Origin of the sequence: Bradyrhizobium arachidis (assembly GCF_024758505.1) — a bacterium.
Taxonomy (GTDB): Bacteria; Pseudomonadota; Alphaproteobacteria; order Rhizobiales; family Xanthobacteraceae; genus Bradyrhizobium; species Bradyrhizobium manausense_C.
Genome location: NZ_CP077970.1, coordinates 489,785 through 507,830, shown reverse-complemented (window position 1 = coordinate 507,830; position 18,046 = coordinate 489,785). Strand labels below are relative to the sequence as shown.

General features: G+C 65.8%; 14 protein-coding genes. 10 read left to right on the top strand and 4 right to left on the bottom strand.

Going from position 1 to position 18,046, the window contains the following annotated elements:
* Window positions 1-84: 84 nt before the first annotated feature.
* Window positions 85-1,014 carry an efflux RND transporter periplasmic adaptor subunit gene (locus KUF59_RS02425; protein WP_212456082.1) on the top strand — a complete coding sequence of 310 codons (930 nt, stop codon included), beginning with the start codon at window positions 85-87 and terminating at the stop codon, window positions 1,012-1,014.
* Window positions 1,014-4,175, top strand: a complete 3,162-nt coding sequence (locus KUF59_RS02420) for an efflux RND transporter permease subunit (RefSeq protein ID WP_258768123.1) — start codon at window positions 1,014-1,016, stop codon at window positions 4,173-4,175. Before KUF59_RS02425 ends, KUF59_RS02420 begins: the two co-directional genes overlap by 1 nt.
* Before the next feature lie 13 nt (window positions 4,176-4,188).
* Here the strand turns inward: KUF59_RS02420 and KUF59_RS02415 are convergent, their stop codons facing one another.
* Window positions 4,189-4,863 carry a Crp/Fnr family transcriptional regulator gene (locus tag KUF59_RS02415; RefSeq protein WP_212456086.1) on the bottom strand — a complete coding sequence of 225 codons (675 nt, stop codon included), beginning with the start codon at window positions 4,861-4,863 and terminating at the stop codon, window positions 4,189-4,191.
* 240 nt (window positions 4,864-5,103) lie between these two features.
* Between KUF59_RS02415 and KUF59_RS02410 the strand changes: the two genes are divergently transcribed.
* The 3 genes from KUF59_RS02410 to KUF59_RS02400 all read left to right on the top strand — a co-directional run bounded on the left by KUF59_RS02410 (window position 5,104) and on the right by KUF59_RS02400 (window position 10,881).
* Window positions 5,104-7,206, top strand: a complete 2,103-nt coding sequence (locus tag KUF59_RS02410; protein WP_212456087.1) for an AsmA family protein — start codon at window positions 5,104-5,106, stop codon at window positions 7,204-7,206.
* A gap of 147 nt (window positions 7,207-7,353) precedes the next feature.
* Entirely contained in the window at window positions 7,354-9,801 is a 2,448-nt protein-coding gene (locus KUF59_RS02405; protein WP_212456089.1) for an adenylate/guanylate cyclase domain-containing protein, read from the top strand.
* 213 nt (window positions 9,802-10,014) lie between these two features.
* Window positions 10,015-10,881 carry a hypothetical protein gene (locus KUF59_RS02400; RefSeq protein ID WP_212456090.1) on the top strand — a complete coding sequence of 289 codons (867 nt, stop codon included), beginning with the start codon at window positions 10,015-10,017 and terminating at the stop codon, window positions 10,879-10,881.
* A 255-nt stretch (window positions 10,882-11,136) separates the two neighbouring features.
* Here KUF59_RS02400 and KUF59_RS02395 read toward each other — a convergent pair whose 3' ends face one another.
* Window positions 11,137-12,411, bottom strand: coding sequence for a Spy/CpxP family protein refolding chaperone (locus KUF59_RS02395; RefSeq protein ID WP_212456092.1), 1,275 nt, complete (start codon window positions 12,409-12,411; stop codon window positions 11,137-11,139).
* A gap of 176 nt (window positions 12,412-12,587) precedes the next feature.
* On the opposite strand from KUF59_RS02395, the gene KUF59_RS02390 reads away from it, so the two are divergent.
* Complete coding sequence (locus tag KUF59_RS02390) at window positions 12,588-13,304, top strand: hypothetical protein (protein WP_212456093.1); 717 nt, start codon at window positions 12,588-12,590, stop codon at window positions 13,302-13,304.
* A gap of 70 nt (window positions 13,305-13,374) precedes the next feature.
* On the opposite strand, the gene KUF59_RS02385 is transcribed toward KUF59_RS02390, so the two are convergent.
* The gene (locus tag KUF59_RS02385; RefSeq protein ID WP_212456095.1) at window positions 13,375-14,373 is read right to left on the bottom strand and encodes a LysM peptidoglycan-binding domain-containing protein; all 999 of its coding nucleotides are present in this window, start codon (window positions 14,371-14,373) and stop codon (window positions 13,375-13,377) included.
* Window positions 14,374-14,640: 267 nt separating this feature from the next.
* On the opposite strand from KUF59_RS02385, the gene KUF59_RS02380 reads away from it, so the two are divergent.
* Window positions 14,641-15,000, top strand: coding sequence for a hypothetical protein (locus tag KUF59_RS02380; RefSeq protein WP_212456097.1), 360 nt, complete (start codon window positions 14,641-14,643; stop codon window positions 14,998-15,000).
* A gap of 37 nt (window positions 15,001-15,037) precedes the next feature.
* Here the strand turns inward: KUF59_RS02380 and KUF59_RS02375 are convergent, their stop codons facing one another.
* Window positions 15,038-15,160, bottom strand: coding sequence for a hypothetical protein (locus KUF59_RS02375; RefSeq protein ID WP_258768122.1), 123 nt, complete (start codon window positions 15,158-15,160; stop codon window positions 15,038-15,040).
* Window positions 15,161-15,498: 338 nt separating this feature from the next.
* Here KUF59_RS02375 and KUF59_RS02370 point away from each other — a divergent pair, with 338 nt between their 5' ends.
* From KUF59_RS02370 to KUF59_RS02360, 3 genes are all read left to right on the top strand, one after another.
* Complete coding sequence (locus tag KUF59_RS02370; protein ID WP_212456098.1) at window positions 15,499-16,608, top strand: lactonase family protein; 1,110 nt, start codon at window positions 15,499-15,501, stop codon at window positions 16,606-16,608.
* Between the two features lie 116 nt (window positions 16,609-16,724).
* Window positions 16,725-16,856, top strand: coding sequence for a hypothetical protein (locus KUF59_RS02365; RefSeq protein ID WP_258768121.1), 132 nt, complete (start codon window positions 16,725-16,727; stop codon window positions 16,854-16,856).
* Between the two features lie 180 nt (window positions 16,857-17,036).
* The gene (locus KUF59_RS02360; RefSeq protein ID WP_212456100.1) at window positions 17,037-17,927 is read left to right on the top strand and encodes an efflux RND transporter periplasmic adaptor subunit; all 891 of its coding nucleotides are present in this window, start codon (window positions 17,037-17,039) and stop codon (window positions 17,925-17,927) included.
* Window positions 17,928-18,046 lie beyond the last annotated feature (119 nt).

The following is an 18,046-nucleotide window of genomic DNA, read 5'->3' as shown; positions in this document are numbered from 1 at the left end:
GCAGCTTCGTTTCAGGGAATCTCTTTTGGCGATGTCCGCAGGCTTTGTCCCGGCATCGGCGAACCAGGCCAGGATGATCCGGCGATGAACATCTCCGAATATCTCAAGCCTGCGGGAACCGTGCTGTTCGTCGTCGTACTCGGCGTCGGTTATTACTGGTTCGAGAACCGCCATCGCCCCGAGGCGAAGGAAACGCCTGGCGAGGCGCTCGTGGTCGTGACGAAATCGACCAATGCGTGCTTCTCGGACCTGGTGCGGGTGACCGGCTTCTTCGTGCCGCGCCGCGAGGCCGTGGTCTCTGCCGACCAGGAAGGCTCGCGGGTCACCGACCTCTTCGTTTCAGAAGGCACGGTCGTCACCGAGAATCAGGAGCTGGCGCGGCTGAGCCCGCCGCCGCAAATGCCGGGACAGCCGCAGCGGCCGGGCCCGCAGGGTCCGATCTCGCTGAAAGCCTCGGCTCCCGGGCTCATCACCGAAGTCCGGACCATCGTCGGCGCTCCTGCCTCGCCGCAGGCCGGCCCGATGTTCCGCATCGCCGTCAACAACGAGATCGAGCTCGATGCGCAGGTGCCGGCGGTTCACATGTCCAAGCTCAATACCGGCGCGACCGTCCGCATCAGCCGTGACGACGCGCCCGATCTGATCGGGCGAGTGCGGCTGGTTTCGCCGGAGATCGACCGCTCGACGCAGCTCGGCCGCGTGCGGATCACGGTCACCAACAATCCCTCGTTGAAGGTCGGCATGTTCGCCCGCGCCTCGATCGACGCCAAGCGGAGCTGCGGCGTCGCGGTTCCCAAGACCGCCATTGACCATCTCACCATCCAGGTGGTCAAAGGAAACACGGTCGAGACGCGCCGGGTGCGGGTCGGGCTGACGTCTGACAGCTCAACGGAAATCCTGGAAGGGCTCGACGTCGGCGAAATCGTCGTGGCCGATGCCGGCTCTTCGCTGCACGATGGCGACCAGATCAAGACTGTCTTCGCCGATGAAATCGATCGATCGCGGGTACGCTGATGGCTCTCAATATCTCGGCATGGTCGATCCGCAATCCCCTGCCTTCCGTCGTCTTTTCAATCATCCTGCTGATCCTCGGCTGGGTCTCCTTCACCAAGCTCGCGGTGACGCGGCTGCCCTCGGCCGACATCCCCGTGATCTCGGTTGCGGTCTCGCAATTCGGCGCCGCGCCTGCGGAGCTTGAATCCCAGGTCACCAAGACCATCGAAGACGCGGTCTCCGGCGTCGAAGGCGTCCGGCACATCACCTCGTCGATAACAGACGGTCTGTCGCTGACCACGATCCAGTTCGCGCTCGAGACCAACACCGATCGCGCGCTCAACGACGTCAAGGACGCCGTCACGCGCGTGCGCTCCAACCTGCCGCAGAACGTCACCGAGCCGCTGATCCAGCGCGTCGACGTGATCGGCCTGCCGATCGTCACCTACGCCGCGATCTCGCCCGGCAAGACGCCGGAGCAGCTCTCCTACTTCGTCGACGACGTGGTCAAGCGCGCGCTGCAGGGCGTGCGCGGCGTTGCCCAGGTCGAGCGCATCGGCGGTGTCGAGCGCGAGATTCTGGTCTCGCTCGATCCGGATCGGCTGCAGGCGATGGGGCTGACCGCCGTCAATGTCAGCCAGAGCCTGCGCGGCACCAATGTCGACGTCGCCGGCGGCCGCGCCGAAATCGGCAAGAACGACCAGGCGATCCGGACGCTGGCCGGCGCCAAGACGCTGAGCGACCTCGCCGGCACCATGATCCCGCTGTTCGGCGGCGGCGAGGTGCGGCTCGACGACCTCGGCACCGTCACCGACACCATCGCGGACCGCCGCACCTTCGCCCGCTTCAACGGCGAGCCGGTGGTCGCGCTCGGCATCAAGCGCTCCAAGGGCGCCAGCGACGTGGTGGTCGCGGCCGCCGTGCAGAAGCGCATCGATGCGCTGAAGGCGGCCTATCCCGACGTCGACCTGAAGCTGATCGACACCTCGGTCGAATACACCAAGGGCAATTACGAAGCGGCGATCTCGACCCTGTTCGAGGGCGCCATCCTCGCGGTCGTGATCGTGCTGTTGTTCCTGCGCGATTTGCGCGCCACCATCATCGCTGCGATCTCGCTGCCGCTGTCGATCTTCCCGGCCTTCTGGGCGATGGACCTCCTCGGCTTCTCGCTCAACCTCGTCAGCTTCCTCGCCATCACGCTATCGACAGGCATCCTGGTCGACGATGCCATCGTCGAGATCGAGAATATCGTGCGGCACATGAACATGGGCAAATCGCCCTACCGTGCTGCGCTCGAGGCCGCCGACGAAATCGGCCTTGCTGTGATCGCGATCTCGCTGACCATCATCGCGATCTTCGCGCCCGCGAGCTTCATGTCGGGCATTGCCGGACAGTTCTTCAAGCAGTTCGGCATCACGGTGTCGGTGCAGGTGTTCTTCTCGCTGCTCGCGGCGCGGTTCGTCACACCGGTGCTGGCGGCCTATTTCCTCAAACACCATACGCATGAGGAGCCGCCGCCGGGCCGCGTGCTGCGGACCTACCACCGCATCGTGGCGTGGTCGGTCAGGCACTATTTCATCACCGTGCTGATCGGCCTCGGCGTCTTCGCCGCCTCGATCTGGAGCATCACGCTGCTGCCGCAGGGCTTCCTGCCGGCGCAGGACAGCGCGCGCTCGCTGCTTGCGATCGAGCTGCCGCCCGGCACCCAGCTCGCCTACACCGAAAAGGTCACCGAGGACATCGTCGCGCAACTGCGCAAGCGCTCCGAGGTGAAAAGCATCTTCGTCGACGGCGGCCGCGTCCCGCCCGGGACGCAGGAGGTGCGCCGCGCCGCCCTGATCATCAACTACACGCCGAAGCACGACCGCAAGATCACCCAGCGCGAGCTCGAATTCTCGATCAGCCAGGAGCTGGAGAACGTCCCCGACATCCGTTTCTGGTTCCTCGACGAGAACGGCCTGCGCGCAATCTCGCTGGTCGTGACCGGTGTGGACGCCAACATCGTCAACAACGTCGCCAGCGAGCTCGCGACGCAGATGAAGCGGATTCCGACCATCTCCAACGTGATCTCGGAAACCGCGCTGGAGCGGCCCGAGCTGCGCATCCAGCCGCGCGCCGATCTCGCCGCGCGGCTCGGCGTCTCGACCGAAGGCCTGTCGCAGACCATCCGCGTCGCGACCATCGGCGACGTCGGTCCGGCGCTTGCAAAGTTCGACGTCGGCGACCGCCTGGTGCCGATCCGCGTCCAGCTCGAGGACGCCGCGCGCGGCAATCTGAAGACGATCGAGCAGTTGCGCGTGCCGCTCGGCGAGCACGGCGAGAAGGGCGGCGTGCCGCTCTCGGTCATCGCCGACGTCAAGCTCGACCAGGGCCCGACCAGCATCAGCCGCTACGATCGCGAGCGGCAAGCCACCGTCGCCGCCGACCTCGTCGGCTCCGCGGCGCTCGGCGATGCCACCAAGAAGATCTACGAACTGCCGGTCATGAAGAGCCTGCCGAAGGGCGTGAGGGTCTCGCCGTCCGGCGACGCCGAGAGCCTCAACGAACTGTCGGAGGGCTTTGCCACTGCGATCACCGCGGGCCTGATGATGGTCTATGCCGTGCTGGTGCTGCTGTTCGGCACCTTCCTGCAGCCGATCACCATCCTGTTCTCGCTGCCGCTGTCGATCGGCGGCGCCATCGCCGCGCTGCTGGTGACAGGCAAGCAGCTCACCACCCCGGTGTGGATCGGCATTTTGATGCTGATGGGCATCGTCACCAAGAACGCGATCATGCTGGTGGAATTCGCCATCGAGGCGATCCATGCCGGCAAGCGGCGCGAGGAGGCGATGATCGACGCCGGCATGAAGCGCGCGCGCCCGATCGTGATGACGACGATCGCGATGGCGGCCGGCATGATGCCGAGCGCGCTGGCGGTCGGCGCCGGCGGCGAGTTCCGCTCGCCGATGGCGCTCGCGGTAATCGGCGGCCTCCTGTTCTCGACCGTGCTGTCGCTGGTCTTCGTGCCCGCGATGTTCATGGTGATGGACGATCTGGGCGCGCTGATCTGGCGTTTCGGCAAGCGGCTGATCGTGCCCAGCGCGGATGCCGACCACGACACGGCGCATGCTGCACCGGCCGGGTCGGCGCCAACAGCCGCGACGCCCGCGCCGAAGGGCCTCGTCCACCCGGCGGCGGAGTAGGAGCTAGCGGCTCCTACTCGTTCCGCGCGATCGACGTCAGCTTGGTCATGTTCTTCAGCAATATCCGCCCGCGCTGGAGGTCGAGGATCGCCTCCTTGCGCCAGGACTGAAGCTGGCGGTTGACACTCTCGCGGGCCGCGCCGACGAAGACGCCGAGCTGCTCCTGCGAGATATGCACCTCGGAGCCGTAATCGGCCGCGAGCGCACAAAGCCTCCGGGCCAGCCGCACCGGCAGGGGCTGCAGCATGGATTCCTCCATGCGCTCGCTCTGCCAGCGGATGCGCTGGCAGAGCAGCATGATGATTTTGATCGCGACCTTCGGTTCGCGCTCGAGGAAGGCGAGAAAATCCTCGCGCCGCAGCACGAACAATTCGCTGGCCTCGCCCGCGGTCGCATCCGCGGTGCGGTTCTGCCCGTCCAACACCGCGACCTCGCCGAACAGGTCGCCCGGCCCCATGAAGTTCAGCGTCAGCCGGCTGCCGTCGGAGGCGCCGGTCTCGATCCGGATCTGGCCGCGGCGGACGCCGAACAGCGCATCGCCGGGGTCACCCTTCTGGAACAGCACCTCGCCATTCGCCAGATGCTGGGTGTGGCAGAGGTTGGACAGCCGCTGCAATTCGTCCGCGCCGAGATCCGCGAACATCGGGTTCATCTTCAGAATGACCGCAAATTCGGCCTGTTTGCTCATTGCAATTCCCTTTGCGCTTCCAGCGACACTTCCTTTGGCTATACCCTTGGGAACCATCGCGATCAGAATCGCGGAAAACCCGCGGGAAGAAGTGTGTCATAAGTCACATAACTTTGCAGCACCCCCGGATTATTTTTGGCGGCTTGGAGCGGTTTCCCCTCCCGGGATAAGCTGATGGGCAACGGGCGGGTGTGGCACCTTGCCGGGTTCGACGCCGCACTCCGTTTTTGGAAAGTCGACATGAGAGTTGTGAAATTCGCCGGCGCTACGATCGCCGCGGTCATCATCGTCATCGCGCTCGTCCTGATGGTCGGAATCCCTTCGGGCTTCCTGAACTCGGCGATCGCCTCAAAGGTCGAGAGCGCGACCGGCTATCGCCTGACGATCGCGGGCACGACCAAGATCAGCCTGTGGCCGACGCTGAACGTGACGCTGAACGATCTCACGCTGCAGGACCCGAAGGATCGCAGCGGCATCAGCCGCCTGACGGTCGAGAGCGTGCAGGCCGACATGTCGCTGTCGAGCGCCTGGTCGGGCCGGCCGAAGATCAGCGAGCTGGTGATTACCCATCCCGTGCTCTACCAGCAGCTGCTGCGCGAGCGCCTGCCGAATGCGACCGCATCGAAGCCGGCAATGCCGCTGGACGCCGGCGGCGCGACCATCGATCGCATCCGGATCAGCGATGGCGAAGTGGCGTTCGCCGCCGTGCGCGACCGCATCGAGAACCGCCTCAGTGCCATCAATGCCGACGCCACCATCGGCGCCGACCGCAAGGTGAACTTCAAGGGCACGGCGCGCGCCGGCGACTACCCGGTCAAGTTCGACATCAAGGCGACGACGCCGGCACCGCCGATCGAGAGGCAATCGATCCCGCTCGACTTTGCGATCGACATGCCCGATCTGCTGCGATCGCAGCTCGCCGGCCACGCCGAGGTGCGGCTCAACGGACCGCTGGTGATGATCAACAGCCTCACTGGCGCGCTCGGCAACGGCGCCTTCAACGGCTGGGCTTCGGTCGACATCGCAAGCAAGCCGCTGGTGAAGCTCGACCTCGCCTTCCAGCAACTCGATATTCCACTGGCGAAGCCGGCGAGCGGTGCGCCCTCACAGCCCTGGAGCGACAAGCCGATCAACGTCTCCGGCCTCAACTATGTCGATGCGCAGGTGCGGATCTCGGCCAGCGAAGCCACCGTCGGCGAGGCGCGCTTCGCGCCGCTGGCGCTCGACGTCAAGCTGGCCGGCGGCGTGCTGAAGGCCGGTACGGCCAATCTCGGTGCCTATGACGGCCAGGTCTCCGGCGAAGTGATTCTGGACGCGACCAGCGGCGCACCGAGCTTTGCCATGCATTCCGACATCGTCGGCGTGCGCGCGTTGCCGCTTCTGAAGGGGCTTGCCGATTTCGACCGGCTCGACGGCAAGCTGCAGGCGAAGATCGCGGTGCGCTCCGCCGGCATCAGCCAGCGCGCCCTGATGGCGAACATGCAGGGCACGGTGTTCGCCAATTTCCAGGACGGCGCCATCCGCGGCATCAACGTCGCGCAGATGATCCGCTCGCTGACCTCAGGCACGCTCTCGGGCTGGCAGGACAGCCAGGAACAGAGCACCGACCTCACCCAGCTCTCCGCTTCCTTCCGCATCGACAAGGGCCAGGCGGTGACGACCGATCTCAATCTGGTCGGACCGCTGGTGCGCGTCACCGGCGTGGGCACGATCGACCTCGGCACCAAGCTGATGGCGTTTCGCGTCGAGCCGAAACTGGTGATGACGACCCAGGGCCAGGGCTCCACGCTCAATCCGGTCGGTTTTGGCATTCCCGTGATGATCGACGGCTCCTGGTCGCAGCCGCGCATCTATCCGGATATGGCGGGCATGCTCGACAATCCCGACGCGGCCTACGCAAAGCTTCGCGAGATGGGCAAGGGCCTGTTCGGCCCCGACGGCGGAGGCCTCGGCAATATCTTGGGCAGCCTCGGGCTTGGCGGCAACGCGCCCGGAGGTACCACCAGCACCGCCCCCTCCACCAATTCGCAAGGGCAGCCGCAACAGCCGGCGCAGAACAATCCGCTCGGCGGGCCGCTTGGCGAGGCGATCGGCAATCTGATCCAGCAGGGCCTCTCAGGACAAGGCGGCGCTGCCCCGGGCACGAGCCCCGGCACCAGCCCCAGCACCGGTACGAGCCGCAGCCGCGGCATGCCGGCCACCCCGACTGCGCCCGAGCCGCAGGCCTCGCCCGCACCGCCCACCCAAGCCCCCGTTCAAGCCCCCACCCAAGCCGAGCCACCGCTGGCGCAACAGGACAGCCAGCCCATGAACGACCTGCTGCGGCAACTGTTCAACCGCTGAAATCAGCGCAAAAACCCGTCCCGTGGCTCTTGCCAATGGGTAACCACGCCGGCCGGCGGCCGGTTGAGGGGCCCAAACTGTGGTAGAACGATTTTGGGCTGAGACAGCCCTTGGCGCCGGCGTCAGCTGCGGCGCATGAGGATCCGGATGGCAGGAGCGAAAGACAAGAGCCGGTTTCTGCGCGAGGGCCTGTTCGCCAAATATGTCGTCTCCCTCGTCGGCCTCGTCGTCTTCGTGCTCGCCGTCAACGGAGCGATGGAGACCTGGATTTCCTATCGCGCGACCAAGACGACCCTCACCGACGGCATGGAGGAGAAGGCGCAGGCCACCGCCAAGCGGATTGAACAATCGATCTCCGAGCTGGAGCGCCAGATCAGTTGGGTGACGCGCGCCTCGCAGGACACGATCGAAAAGCGCCGCGCCGACTATGCCTCGCTCCTGAACCAGGTCTCGGCCGTGAACCAGCTCTCGCAGCTCGACGGCGAAGGCCGCGTGGTGCAGCGTGTCTCGCGCGTCTCGATCTCGGGCGGCAGCAGCAACGATCTCTCGCGCGACATGCGCTTTACCGACGCGGTGGCCCGCGGCGTGGTCTATGCGCCTGCCTACTTCTCCGACCACAGGCCGCTGATGTCGATTTCGGTGGCGCATTCCGGTTTCAAGTCCGGCGTGACCATGGCCGAGATCGACCTCGACTTCCTCTCCGACTTCCTGTCCGACGCCCAGGTCGGCAAATCGGCCTTCGCCTATGTGGTCGATCCGCACGGCAAGGTGCTGGCGACGTCGGCGAAAGGTCCCGACATCGGCAAGGATCTGTCAAAACTGCCGCAGGTCGCCGCCATCAACGCGCCCGACCGCGAGCCGATCTCGTCGGGCACCGACTTCAACGGCCACTCGGTGCTGACGGCGGCAGCCGAAGTGCCAAAGCTTGGCTGGGCCGTGATCTTCGAACAGCCGACCGCGCAGGCGCTGACGCCGATCCGCGACCAGCTCGTGCGTGTCGGGCTCCTGATCGGCATGGGCTTGATGGTCGCGATCCTCGCCGGCGCCTTCCTGGCGCGGCGCATGCTGATCCCGATCAACGCGCTGCGCGACGGCGCCAACCGGCTCGGCGAGGGCGATTTCAGCCACCGCATCGAGGTCAAGACGTCGGACGAGCTGGAGCAGCTCGCCAACCAGTTCAACAGCATGGCGGGCCAGCTCCAGGAGACCTATTCGGGGTTGGAGACCAAGGTCGAAGAGCGCACGCGCGACCTCGCGCAGTCGATCAACGAACTCAAGGTGCTCGAAGAAGTCGGCCGCGCCGTCGCATCCTCGCTCGATCTCGACGCGGTGCTGCCGACGATCGCCGCCCGCGCGATCGAGATCACCCATGCCGATGCGGTGCTGATCTACGGCTACGACGCAGAGCTGCGCCGCTTCAACCTGGTCGAGGCCAACGGCATCGACAAATCCGCCGACGGCGCGCATGTCACGATCGACGAAGGCAGCAACATTTTGAGCGACGCGGCCGAGAGCGGCGAGCCGATCGCGCTTGCCGATCTCGATCACGCCGCCGAGCAACCCTTGCGCGACGTCGCGGTCAATGCCGGCTTCCACTCGGTGCTCGTGGTGCCGCTGGTCGACCAGCAGGGCACGCTCGGCTCGCTGGTGGTGCTGCGCCGTGCCAGCGGTGAGTTTGCAGCAGGCGTGACCGGGTTGATGCGCACCTTCGCGCACCAGGCGGTGCTCGCGATGCGCAATGCGCGGCTGTTCACCGAGGTCGACCACAAGGGCCGCGAGCTTGAAGCCGCGCATGAGACGGTGCAGCAGCAGGCCGCAAAGCTCCAGGAACAGACCGAGCAGCTTCGCAACTGGAACCGATCGCTGGAAGAGCGGGTCGAAAAACAGTTAGGGGAGATCGAACGCATCAAGCGGCTCGAACGCTTCCTCGCGCCGCAGGTGGCGCAGCTCATCGCCTCGTCCGACGGACATGATGCGCTGCTCGACAGCCACCGCCGCGAGGTCACGGTCGTGTTCTGCGACCTGCGCGGCTTCACGGCTTTCACGGAAGCGACCGAGCCGGAAGAAGCGATGAACGTGCTGCGCGAGTATCACGCAGCGCTTGGCGAACTGATCTTCCGCTACGAAGGCACGCTCGACCGCTACGCCGGCGACGGCGTGATGATCCTGTTCAACGCGCCCATTCAATTCCCCGATCACACCAAGCGCGCGGTGAAGATGGCGGTGGAGATGCGCGACACCATCGGCGCGCTGACCGAGAAATGGAAGAACCGCGGCCACTCGCTCGGCTTCGGCCTCGGCATCGCGCTCGGCTACGCCACGCTCGGCCAGATCGGCTTCGAGCAGCGGCTCGAATATGCCGCAATCGGCAGCGTCACCAACCTCGCCTCGCGCCTGTGCGACGAAGCCAAGGCCAACCAGATCGTGGTCTCCCGCCGCGTCTACGGCATCGTCGAACCCTGGGTCGAGGCGCGCCCGCTCGACGATCTCCAGCTCAAGGGCTTCAATCATCCCGTGCTGGCGATGGAGATTCTTGGCTGGCGCGAGGAGGTCGACAACGTGGTGGATGCGTCGGCGGCGCGGCGGAGGATGTGAGGCTGCTCGCCGCTCCCCAGTAACTCGACTGTCATGCCCCGGCTTGACCGGGGCATCCAGTACGCCGCGGCTTCTCCGTATACGTCACAGCCTCTGGGATACTGGATCGCCCGCCTTCGCGGGCGATGACAGTTGAAATTGCGGCACCTATCCGAACCACATCTTTCCCCGCCACGACTAACGGTCGCCTCGCAATGTCGGATGGAGCAACCCGTGGCGTTTGCATTGCCTTCGCGCGCGTATGATCTGCAGATGCTGGACCGGAGCGCAGACCGCGCACGTGATGATGGCTGGGTGTTCGGCCTGCCGCCGGGCATCACGACGGAGCAATGGCCGCTCGATCCTGTGACCGGCTATCCCCTAATGCACGGCTTCACCCTCAAGCTGCCGAGCGACTATCGCGTGCATGGCGAGGACATCGTCGCCGTCTCGTTCTTTGCGACCGCGGCCGACCACAATGACGGCGGCGCGCCTGACGACCCCGAGATCCGCGACGCCGTGATGGCGCGACTTGCGCATCCCCGGCTTTCGCGCATGACCGACATTCTCGACTACGAATATGCTGCGATCCTGATCAGCAAGGCCGAATATGACGGCGCGTTCGCGACGCCGCCCGCGCCGCTGTCGCTCGCCACGGCCGAGCGGCCGCGCTGGCTCGATATCGGCGGCGCCGCCGCCTTCGTCGAGAATGCGCTGCCCTATGCCAGGAAGATGTTCGCAAACGCCCCGCGCGACGATCTCACGGAGACTCGTGCGATCGCGCGTCAGCCGCGCGTGAGCGATCCCAACGCCGGCAAGGCGCCGCGCGACGAATTCAACTATCGTGGCGAGCCGACCGGCTATCAGCCGTATTACTATTATGACGGTCCCGACAAGCGACCGGAAAACTACCGCCTGCACGAATGGGGCAAGGACCACGCCCACAATCACCTCGGCGGCACCATGCGCCCCTCGCAGGCCGTACCGGCCATGAGTCCGTTCTACATCGAGTTCGAGGAATATTTTGGCGGGTACAATTTCGGCGGCGGCAACGCGCAGCTCGACTTCAAGGAGATGAAGTTCGATTGGGCGTGCGGGTGATGGTTATCGTCGCTCAACGCAAACCACTGCCAGACCCGTCATCCCCGCGCAATGGGGAAGCCATTGTCGCTGGAGGTGCGAGCCTTGCGGTGCATTGCACCGCCTGGCGAGCCTCGAAGGATGAACGGCCGAGGCGGCAGCCGGGCCGTCGCCCTTCGAGGCCTTCGCTTCGCTCCGGCACCTCCAGCGACAACGGCTTGGCCGTTGCGCGGGGGTGACGGTGAGACGATGTTGCTCGCGGCAACGCCCGCTTGGTCACACCCCGCGCTTCGGTCCCATCGCCTCGAATCCCGCCTTCTGCTCGTCGCTCAGGCCGACGTAGAAATCGTCCAGCGCGTCGCTGGTGTCCTTGACGGATTGCAGCAGGGTTTCCAGCCGTGCCTTGGTCGCATTGAGGCGGGCGGGCATCGTCTTGAGCGATTCGGGCGGACAGGGCGGGAACTCCAGCGAACGGAGCGCCGTGTCCTGCAGCACGTCGAGGGTGGCTCGCCCTGTCGCGTCGAGATGCAGATTCGCGGCGATCTCGTCGATCGGCCATTTCACCGTCTCGAACTGGGCGGCCTGCTGCTCGAGGGAGAGTTCGGCCTGTTTTTGCTGCGCGGCCTGGCAGGCTGCTGCAGGCGAAGGTTGCGGCTCACGGGCGACGGCGTGACGAGCCCTGTGGGTGCGGGCGGGCGCGGCATTGGGCTGATCCACCGCGAGCGCATTGAGCTTTGCCTTCTGATTGTCGTCGAGAAGGCTCGTGAATTTCTGCAGCGGCGGCTGCACGGCGGCGAGCGCCTTGACCATCGCCTCCAGGCGGCGCTGCATGATCCTGACGCGGTCGAGCGCGGTCGCCGGCGTGTCAGCGGGACACGCGGCGCGGATGGTCTCGCCGGCCGAGGCCCAGGTGGCGTTGAGCTCGTCGAGGCCCGCGCGTTGCGCCTCGCTCAATTGGATCGCCCGCTCGATACGCTCGGGCGGGAGCGACGCGAAATCGCCGGTGTCGGCGTTGCAGAGCTCTTGCGTCGACGGGAATTTGCGGCCACGCCGGCCTGATGGATTGCTGGCTTCGTAAGCCACGAGATCGCTCGCGGCATAGGGCGTGAAGATCGCGGCGTTGATGTCGCGATAGCCATAGGACCAGACGCTCATGGCGTTGCCGGTCGCAACCGTGTCGTAGAGATCGCCATAGGCAAACGGCCAGAATAGCGGACCGACCCAGCCATACGTACCGTCGGCGTGCTGCCACCAGCCTTGTGTGCTGCGGCCGCCCTGCCAGCCCGCGAGCGCGGCCATCGCCGTGGCTTGCATGCGTATGGTTGGCCGGGTCGCGGGACGAATATCCCGTGGCTGCATTGCGGCGGCGCGAACGTAGCGATGGCGCGCGGCCATCCGCGCATGACGGACGCCGGCGATCGACAGCACTCGGCCCATCGCTGAACGCACGACGCCAACAGGACCGCCGCGAAAGCCAAATCCTGCCTCAGCCACAGCCGGCAGCAGCGTCGCCAGGACAACCAGAATCAGGCCGCCGGCGGCCGTCTTCATTCGCTTTTTCGATCCTTGTCGCACCTGTCCTCCCACTTGGCCCTCCTCCAAACCAAGCCGGATCGCGTCACCAAGATGACTCCGAAAGAAACCGAAAGTTCCCCGTACTGAACCTGTAATGGGGTCACGGTGTCCAATATTCGAGGTCGCATCGTCGCAGGTTAAGGATTTTGCTCGTGAATACTCTCCGCCGTTTTGCCCTGCCACTGGTGCTGCTCGTCCTGCTTGCCTTTGCCTCGTCCGTGCTGGCCGCTTCCGGTCCCGGACCGGACTACAAGCTGAGCGACGACCCCGACTTCGCCTTCACGTCTCCTGACGGCGCAATCAAACTCGAGCAGTACATCAAGGAGACGAAGGACTTCGACATCAAATGGCAGATCTGGGCACGGCGCGGCACTGACATGACCGAGCTGAAGCCCGAGCTGGATTATCCTGCCGGCTTCCGCTTCACGAGCGACTCGCAATGGCTGGTGCGGATGCAAAAGATCGGCGCCGGCTATCAAAAGCTCTTTCTCTACCACCAGGGCAAGAGCGGGTTCGAGGCCGCGACGGAGGAGCCGCTCAGCGACCTTGCCTGGGCGTTCTTCAAGAACGGTCCGGATGGCAGGAAGATCTCGCCACCCAACTTCCACATCTTTGCCGCGCTGCTGAAGGGCACCGAGGATGCCTATCGCTGGATGGGCGTCACATGGCCTGATAACCGCTACCTTGTGATTTCGCTGGCGGGCGTGATCGAGGCCAAGCATCCCAGGAATGGCGTCAAGGAGCTCACCGGCTGGCGATGCCGCTACGATCTGCAAAGCGGCAAGTTCGACGTGCCGGCGGCGTTCGCCAAGAACAATGCGCGGGCGATCGCGGGCAAGCCTTTTCCGGAGGAGAACGGGGACGAGTGAGCCGCCCTTTCTTCGCCTCTCCCCGCAAGCGGGGGCGAGGCGAAGATCGCGCAAGCGGAGCGAAGTCTCCTTACCTTCCCTTGCGCGGCAGCACGAAGGTCTGGCCGGGATAGATGCGGTCGGGGTCGTGGATCTTGTCGCGGTTGGCGTTGTAGATCAGCGCGTAGGCGGCGCCGTCGCCATAGGTGCGGCGGCTGATCATCCAGAGGCTATCGCCGCGGGAGACGACGCGGCTGCTCGCGGTCGATCCCGTCGAATCGATCTTCGCCCGCAAGGGGCCCTTCTCAGCCGGCGGAGCCGCGGCGAGCGCGAGCGCGCCGGTCGGACTCTCGTCCTTCGCGGCAGTCGACTCCTTTGTCGTTTCCTTGGCGGCTTGCTTCGCCGGCCCTTGTGCTGCCTTCGCCAGATCGGCGCGCCCCGGTGCAGGCGGCGCATTGAGCGCCACGGGCACGCCGGCCTTCGACTGCGCGACCGCGCCGTCCGGCGCCGTCGATTTCAGCGTCAGCTTGTAATTGCCGGGCGGCAGCTTCGGCGGGGTCATCACGAACAGGCCGCTCGCATCGGCCGTGACCGTATCGTGCTTCTCGCCGTCGCGAAGCAGGTCCACCCGCGCGCCCGGCGCGGCGCGGCCGGCGATCACCGCCTCGCCATCCTCGTCGACGCGCGCGACGTCGAAGCGCGGACCCGAATCCTCCGCAACCGGCGGCGGCGCCGCCGCGGGAAGATCGGCCAACGCGGATTTCGCTTCGCCGAGCGCGGCGACGGCCGCGCTGCCTGACTTCGGCGGCTGAGCCGCGACCGGCGCATCGGGCGCAGCGGATGCGATCTGCGGATTGCGCGGCGTGCTGGCGTCGGGTTTTGTATCGACCTTGGCTTCAGTCTTGGTCTCGGCCTTGGCGACCGGCTTGACTTCAGCCTTCGCCATGCTGCCGGCCTCGGCCTTCGCCTCGCGCTTGGTGTCGACCGGCGCGCGCCCGATATCGGTGCCGTAATAGACGAACGCGGTGCCGCCTGCAGCCACCGCCAGACACGACAGCGCGCCAATTACCGCCTTCGATGCGATCACCATGAATCCCAGTCCCTTCACGACGGATCGGGGCAACCCTGCGCTGAATCGCCTCCGCCATCAAGCCGGTAATTCGCCGGAGCGAACGGTCACGCGGCCTGACCGAAGCGGGCACCCGCGCCGCAATAGGATCAAACCGTCAGGCTCCGGGTTATCCGGACGCTGAGGGCCGGAACCGCCGGCCGGAGGGCATCAGCCGAACATGCATCACGTGCGCGCCGGGCGAGCGCCCGGGCGGTATCGCGCGTGCCAAACCGTCGAGGTGAAAGGATGCCCATCAGCCACCCGCTACTCGCCCTGCTTGCGGCCGCGGCCGTGATCGGGGCCCCGCTTGCGCAGGCCCGCGACGACGGCCGCTATGCCAATTCTCCCTTGAAGGGCTGGTTCGAGAGCCTGCGCAGCAAGGCCGGCGGCCCCTGCTGCGCCGATGCCGACGGCACCGCGCTCGACGACGTCGATTGGGATACCAGCGACGGACATTATCGGGTGCGGCTGATGGGCGAGTGGATCGACGTGCCCAATGACGCCGTGATCACCGAGCCCAACCGCGTCGGCCGCACCATGGTCTGGCCGTACTATGTCAATGGCCGCGCACTGATTCGCTGCTTCATGCCGGGCAGCATGATCTAAGCCAGACAGCGCGGAGCGTACTTGCTTGTCTTGGTGTTTACTTGTCTTGGCGCGCGGCGCGGACTTCGGCAAATTCCGCGTTGGGATGCGCGACGATGGTCGCGAACATGATGCCGCTGATGATGATCGACCAGGCGGTGTTCCAATAAATCCAAAACACGTGACGGCCTCCGAAAAATGCCCCCCGCCTGCAGGAGACTAGAACAGTCCGGTTACGGAGCCGTTCCAGCCTTGCTGCGGCGTGTGGGCGCACCCCGCCCCGCCCGGCCGAGCTCATTGTCGTTGGTCGGCATTGGCGGCCGATCGGTCGGGCGGTGTGGCGCTTTGCCACCGCGCCACCCACCGGGGGTGGCGCAGGCGAACCGATGCAATTTCGACATCGATCGATCCAAAATTGCTTTTGGTCGAACGGCAACCATCCAGCTATCCTCGCGTGCAAACCGCCATGGCAAAGGGAAGCGAACCCGCCCATGGCAAATGCAAGCTGGAGGAAGCCCAATGGTCACGTCTATCCGCGCCTTGAAGGTGTCCTTGGCTCTGCCGCTTGCTGCGATTGCCCTCATCTTCGGAGCCCGTGCAGGCATGGCCGAGACCTTCGCCTATGTCGGCAATGCCGACAGCAACGACATCAGCGTGTTTCGCCTCGACGGCAATGGCGAGATGATGGCTGTGCAGACCGCGCCGTTCACCGGCATCGAGAAGCCGGGATCCTCCACCCCGCTCGCCGTCAGCCCCGACAAGCGCGTGCTGATCGCTGGCGTCCGCTCGCAGCCGTTCACCGCGGTGAGCTTTGCGATCGACGCGAAGACCGGCATGCTCAAGCACATCGGCAACGGACCGCTCGCGGACAGCATGGCCTATGTGGCGACCGACCGCGGTGGCAAATTTTTGTTCAGCGCCTCCTATGGCGGCAACAAGATCGCTGTGAATCCGATTTCCAATGATGGCGTCGCCGGCCAGCCTTTGCAGGTGATCCCGACCGGTCTGAATGCGCACGCAATCCTCGCCTCCCCCGACAACCGCTTCGTGTTCGCGACCAATCTCGGCTCCGACCAGGTGCTGACCTTCGCGCTCAACGCCACCACCGGCGAGCTCACGCCGAACGATCCGCCTTTGACCAAGGTGCCGGAAAAGTCGGGACCCCGGCACTTCGTGTTTCATCCGAACGGTAAATACGTCTATCTCCTCCATGAACTGAACGGCGACGTCGCAGCCTTCGCCTATGAGACGAAGGGCGCCGCATGGGACGAGATGCAGCGCACCACGGCGCTGCCGGAAGGCTTCAACGGTAAGCCCTGGGCTGCCGACATCCACATCACGCCCGACGGCCGCTTCCTCTATGCCTCGGAGCGAACGACGTCGACGCTGTCAGCCTTCAGGGTCGATCCGGCCACCGGCAAGCTCACCGCTGTCGGCAGCGTGCCGACCGAGAAGCAGCCGCGCGGCTTCAACATTGACCCGTCCGGCCGCTACCTCGCCGCCGTCGGCGAGCTCTCGGACAGCATGACGGTCTATGCCATCGACCAGACCACGGGCGCGCTGACCAAGCTGAAGTCCTACCCGACCGGCAAGAAACCGAACTGGGTGGAGCTGGTTAACCTGCCCTGAGCGGGAAAACCTTGAACCGACCTACGTAGTGAACCGTAGTTTCGGGTGCGGCAATCTGACGTCATAGTCCCGTCCCAATGGACCGCCAGATCGTCTTCAAATGCCCGCGAACCGGCATGAACGTGCAGCACCGGCTGACCGCCGCGGCTGGCGAGGCCGCCGATACGCATGTCTCGGTGGTCTGCCCGGCCTGCACGCGGCTGCATCTGATCAGCCGGACGACCGGCCGGCCGCTCGGCGAAAAATAGGCCGGGGTCGCGATCCCGCCGGCGCCCGCGAACCTCAACCCACCTGCCCCGACTAAACTGAGAGCACCCCGCGCTCCCCGCGCGGACGATGCGGCACTGCGTTTCGTAAGGCCGGACCCACCCATGGCCCGCCGCGCCGCCATCTGCTATCGATCAAGCGTTATTTGAGCGGAAGTCCCGATGCGTCCTTTCAGCCGTCCTTTGCCAAAATACCTGTTTCCCACCGCGCTCGCCGGCGCGCTTCTCCTTGGTCTGCAGGCCGCGCCTGCTGCCGATGAGGAGCCCGCGAAGGGGCCGGCCGTCACGGTGCTGAAGGCGGCAAAATCCTGCTTCTCCGACATCGTGGAGGCGACCGGCACGATCATCGCGCGCGAGGAGACTTCGGTGCGGCCCGAGCGACCCGGGCTGAAGGTGACGGAATTGCTGGCGGAGGCCGGCGACACCATCACCGCCGGCCAGGTGCTGGCGCGGCTGTCGCTGCCCGAGGGCGGGACGCTTCAGGTCACCGCGCCGGTTGCCGGCGTGATCGCCTCCTCCACCGCGCAGATCGGCGCGCCGGCATCCGCCAAGGGCGAGGCGCTGTTCTCGATCGTCGCGCGCAGCGAATACGATCTCGTCGGCCTGGTGTCGACCTCTGACATCCGCAAGCTCGCGACCAACCAGCAGGCGAGCGTGCGCATCGTCGGCGCCGGCGATATCGACGGCAAGGTGCGGCGGATCGGCCCGACCATCGAGCCGAACATCCAGCAGGGCATGGTCTATATCGGCATCGCGACGCCGCGGCGGCTGTTGCTCAATTCGAGCGCGCGCGCGCTGATCAAGACCGGCCAGAGCTGCAACGTCGCGGTGCCCTTGACCGCCATACAGTACAGCCCGGCCGGCACCGTGGTGCAGGTCATCCGGCGCAACCGCGTCGAGACCAAGCGCGTCGAGACCGGGCTATTGGCCGGCGGCCAGGTCGAGGTCCGCGAAGGCCTCAACGAAGGCGATATCGTCGTCGCCCGCGCCGGCGCGCTGCTGCGCGAAGGCGATCCCGTGCGCCCGGTGATGGCGAGCGCGGAGAAGAAGTAGCGAAGGAAATCGTGGATTTCGTAGGGTGGGTTAGCTCTGCGGCTGCGCGAAGCGCAGTCCGCTGGGCGTAACCCACCACTTCTGCCGGCGCGGAAAGAAAGAGAAGAGGTGGGTTACAC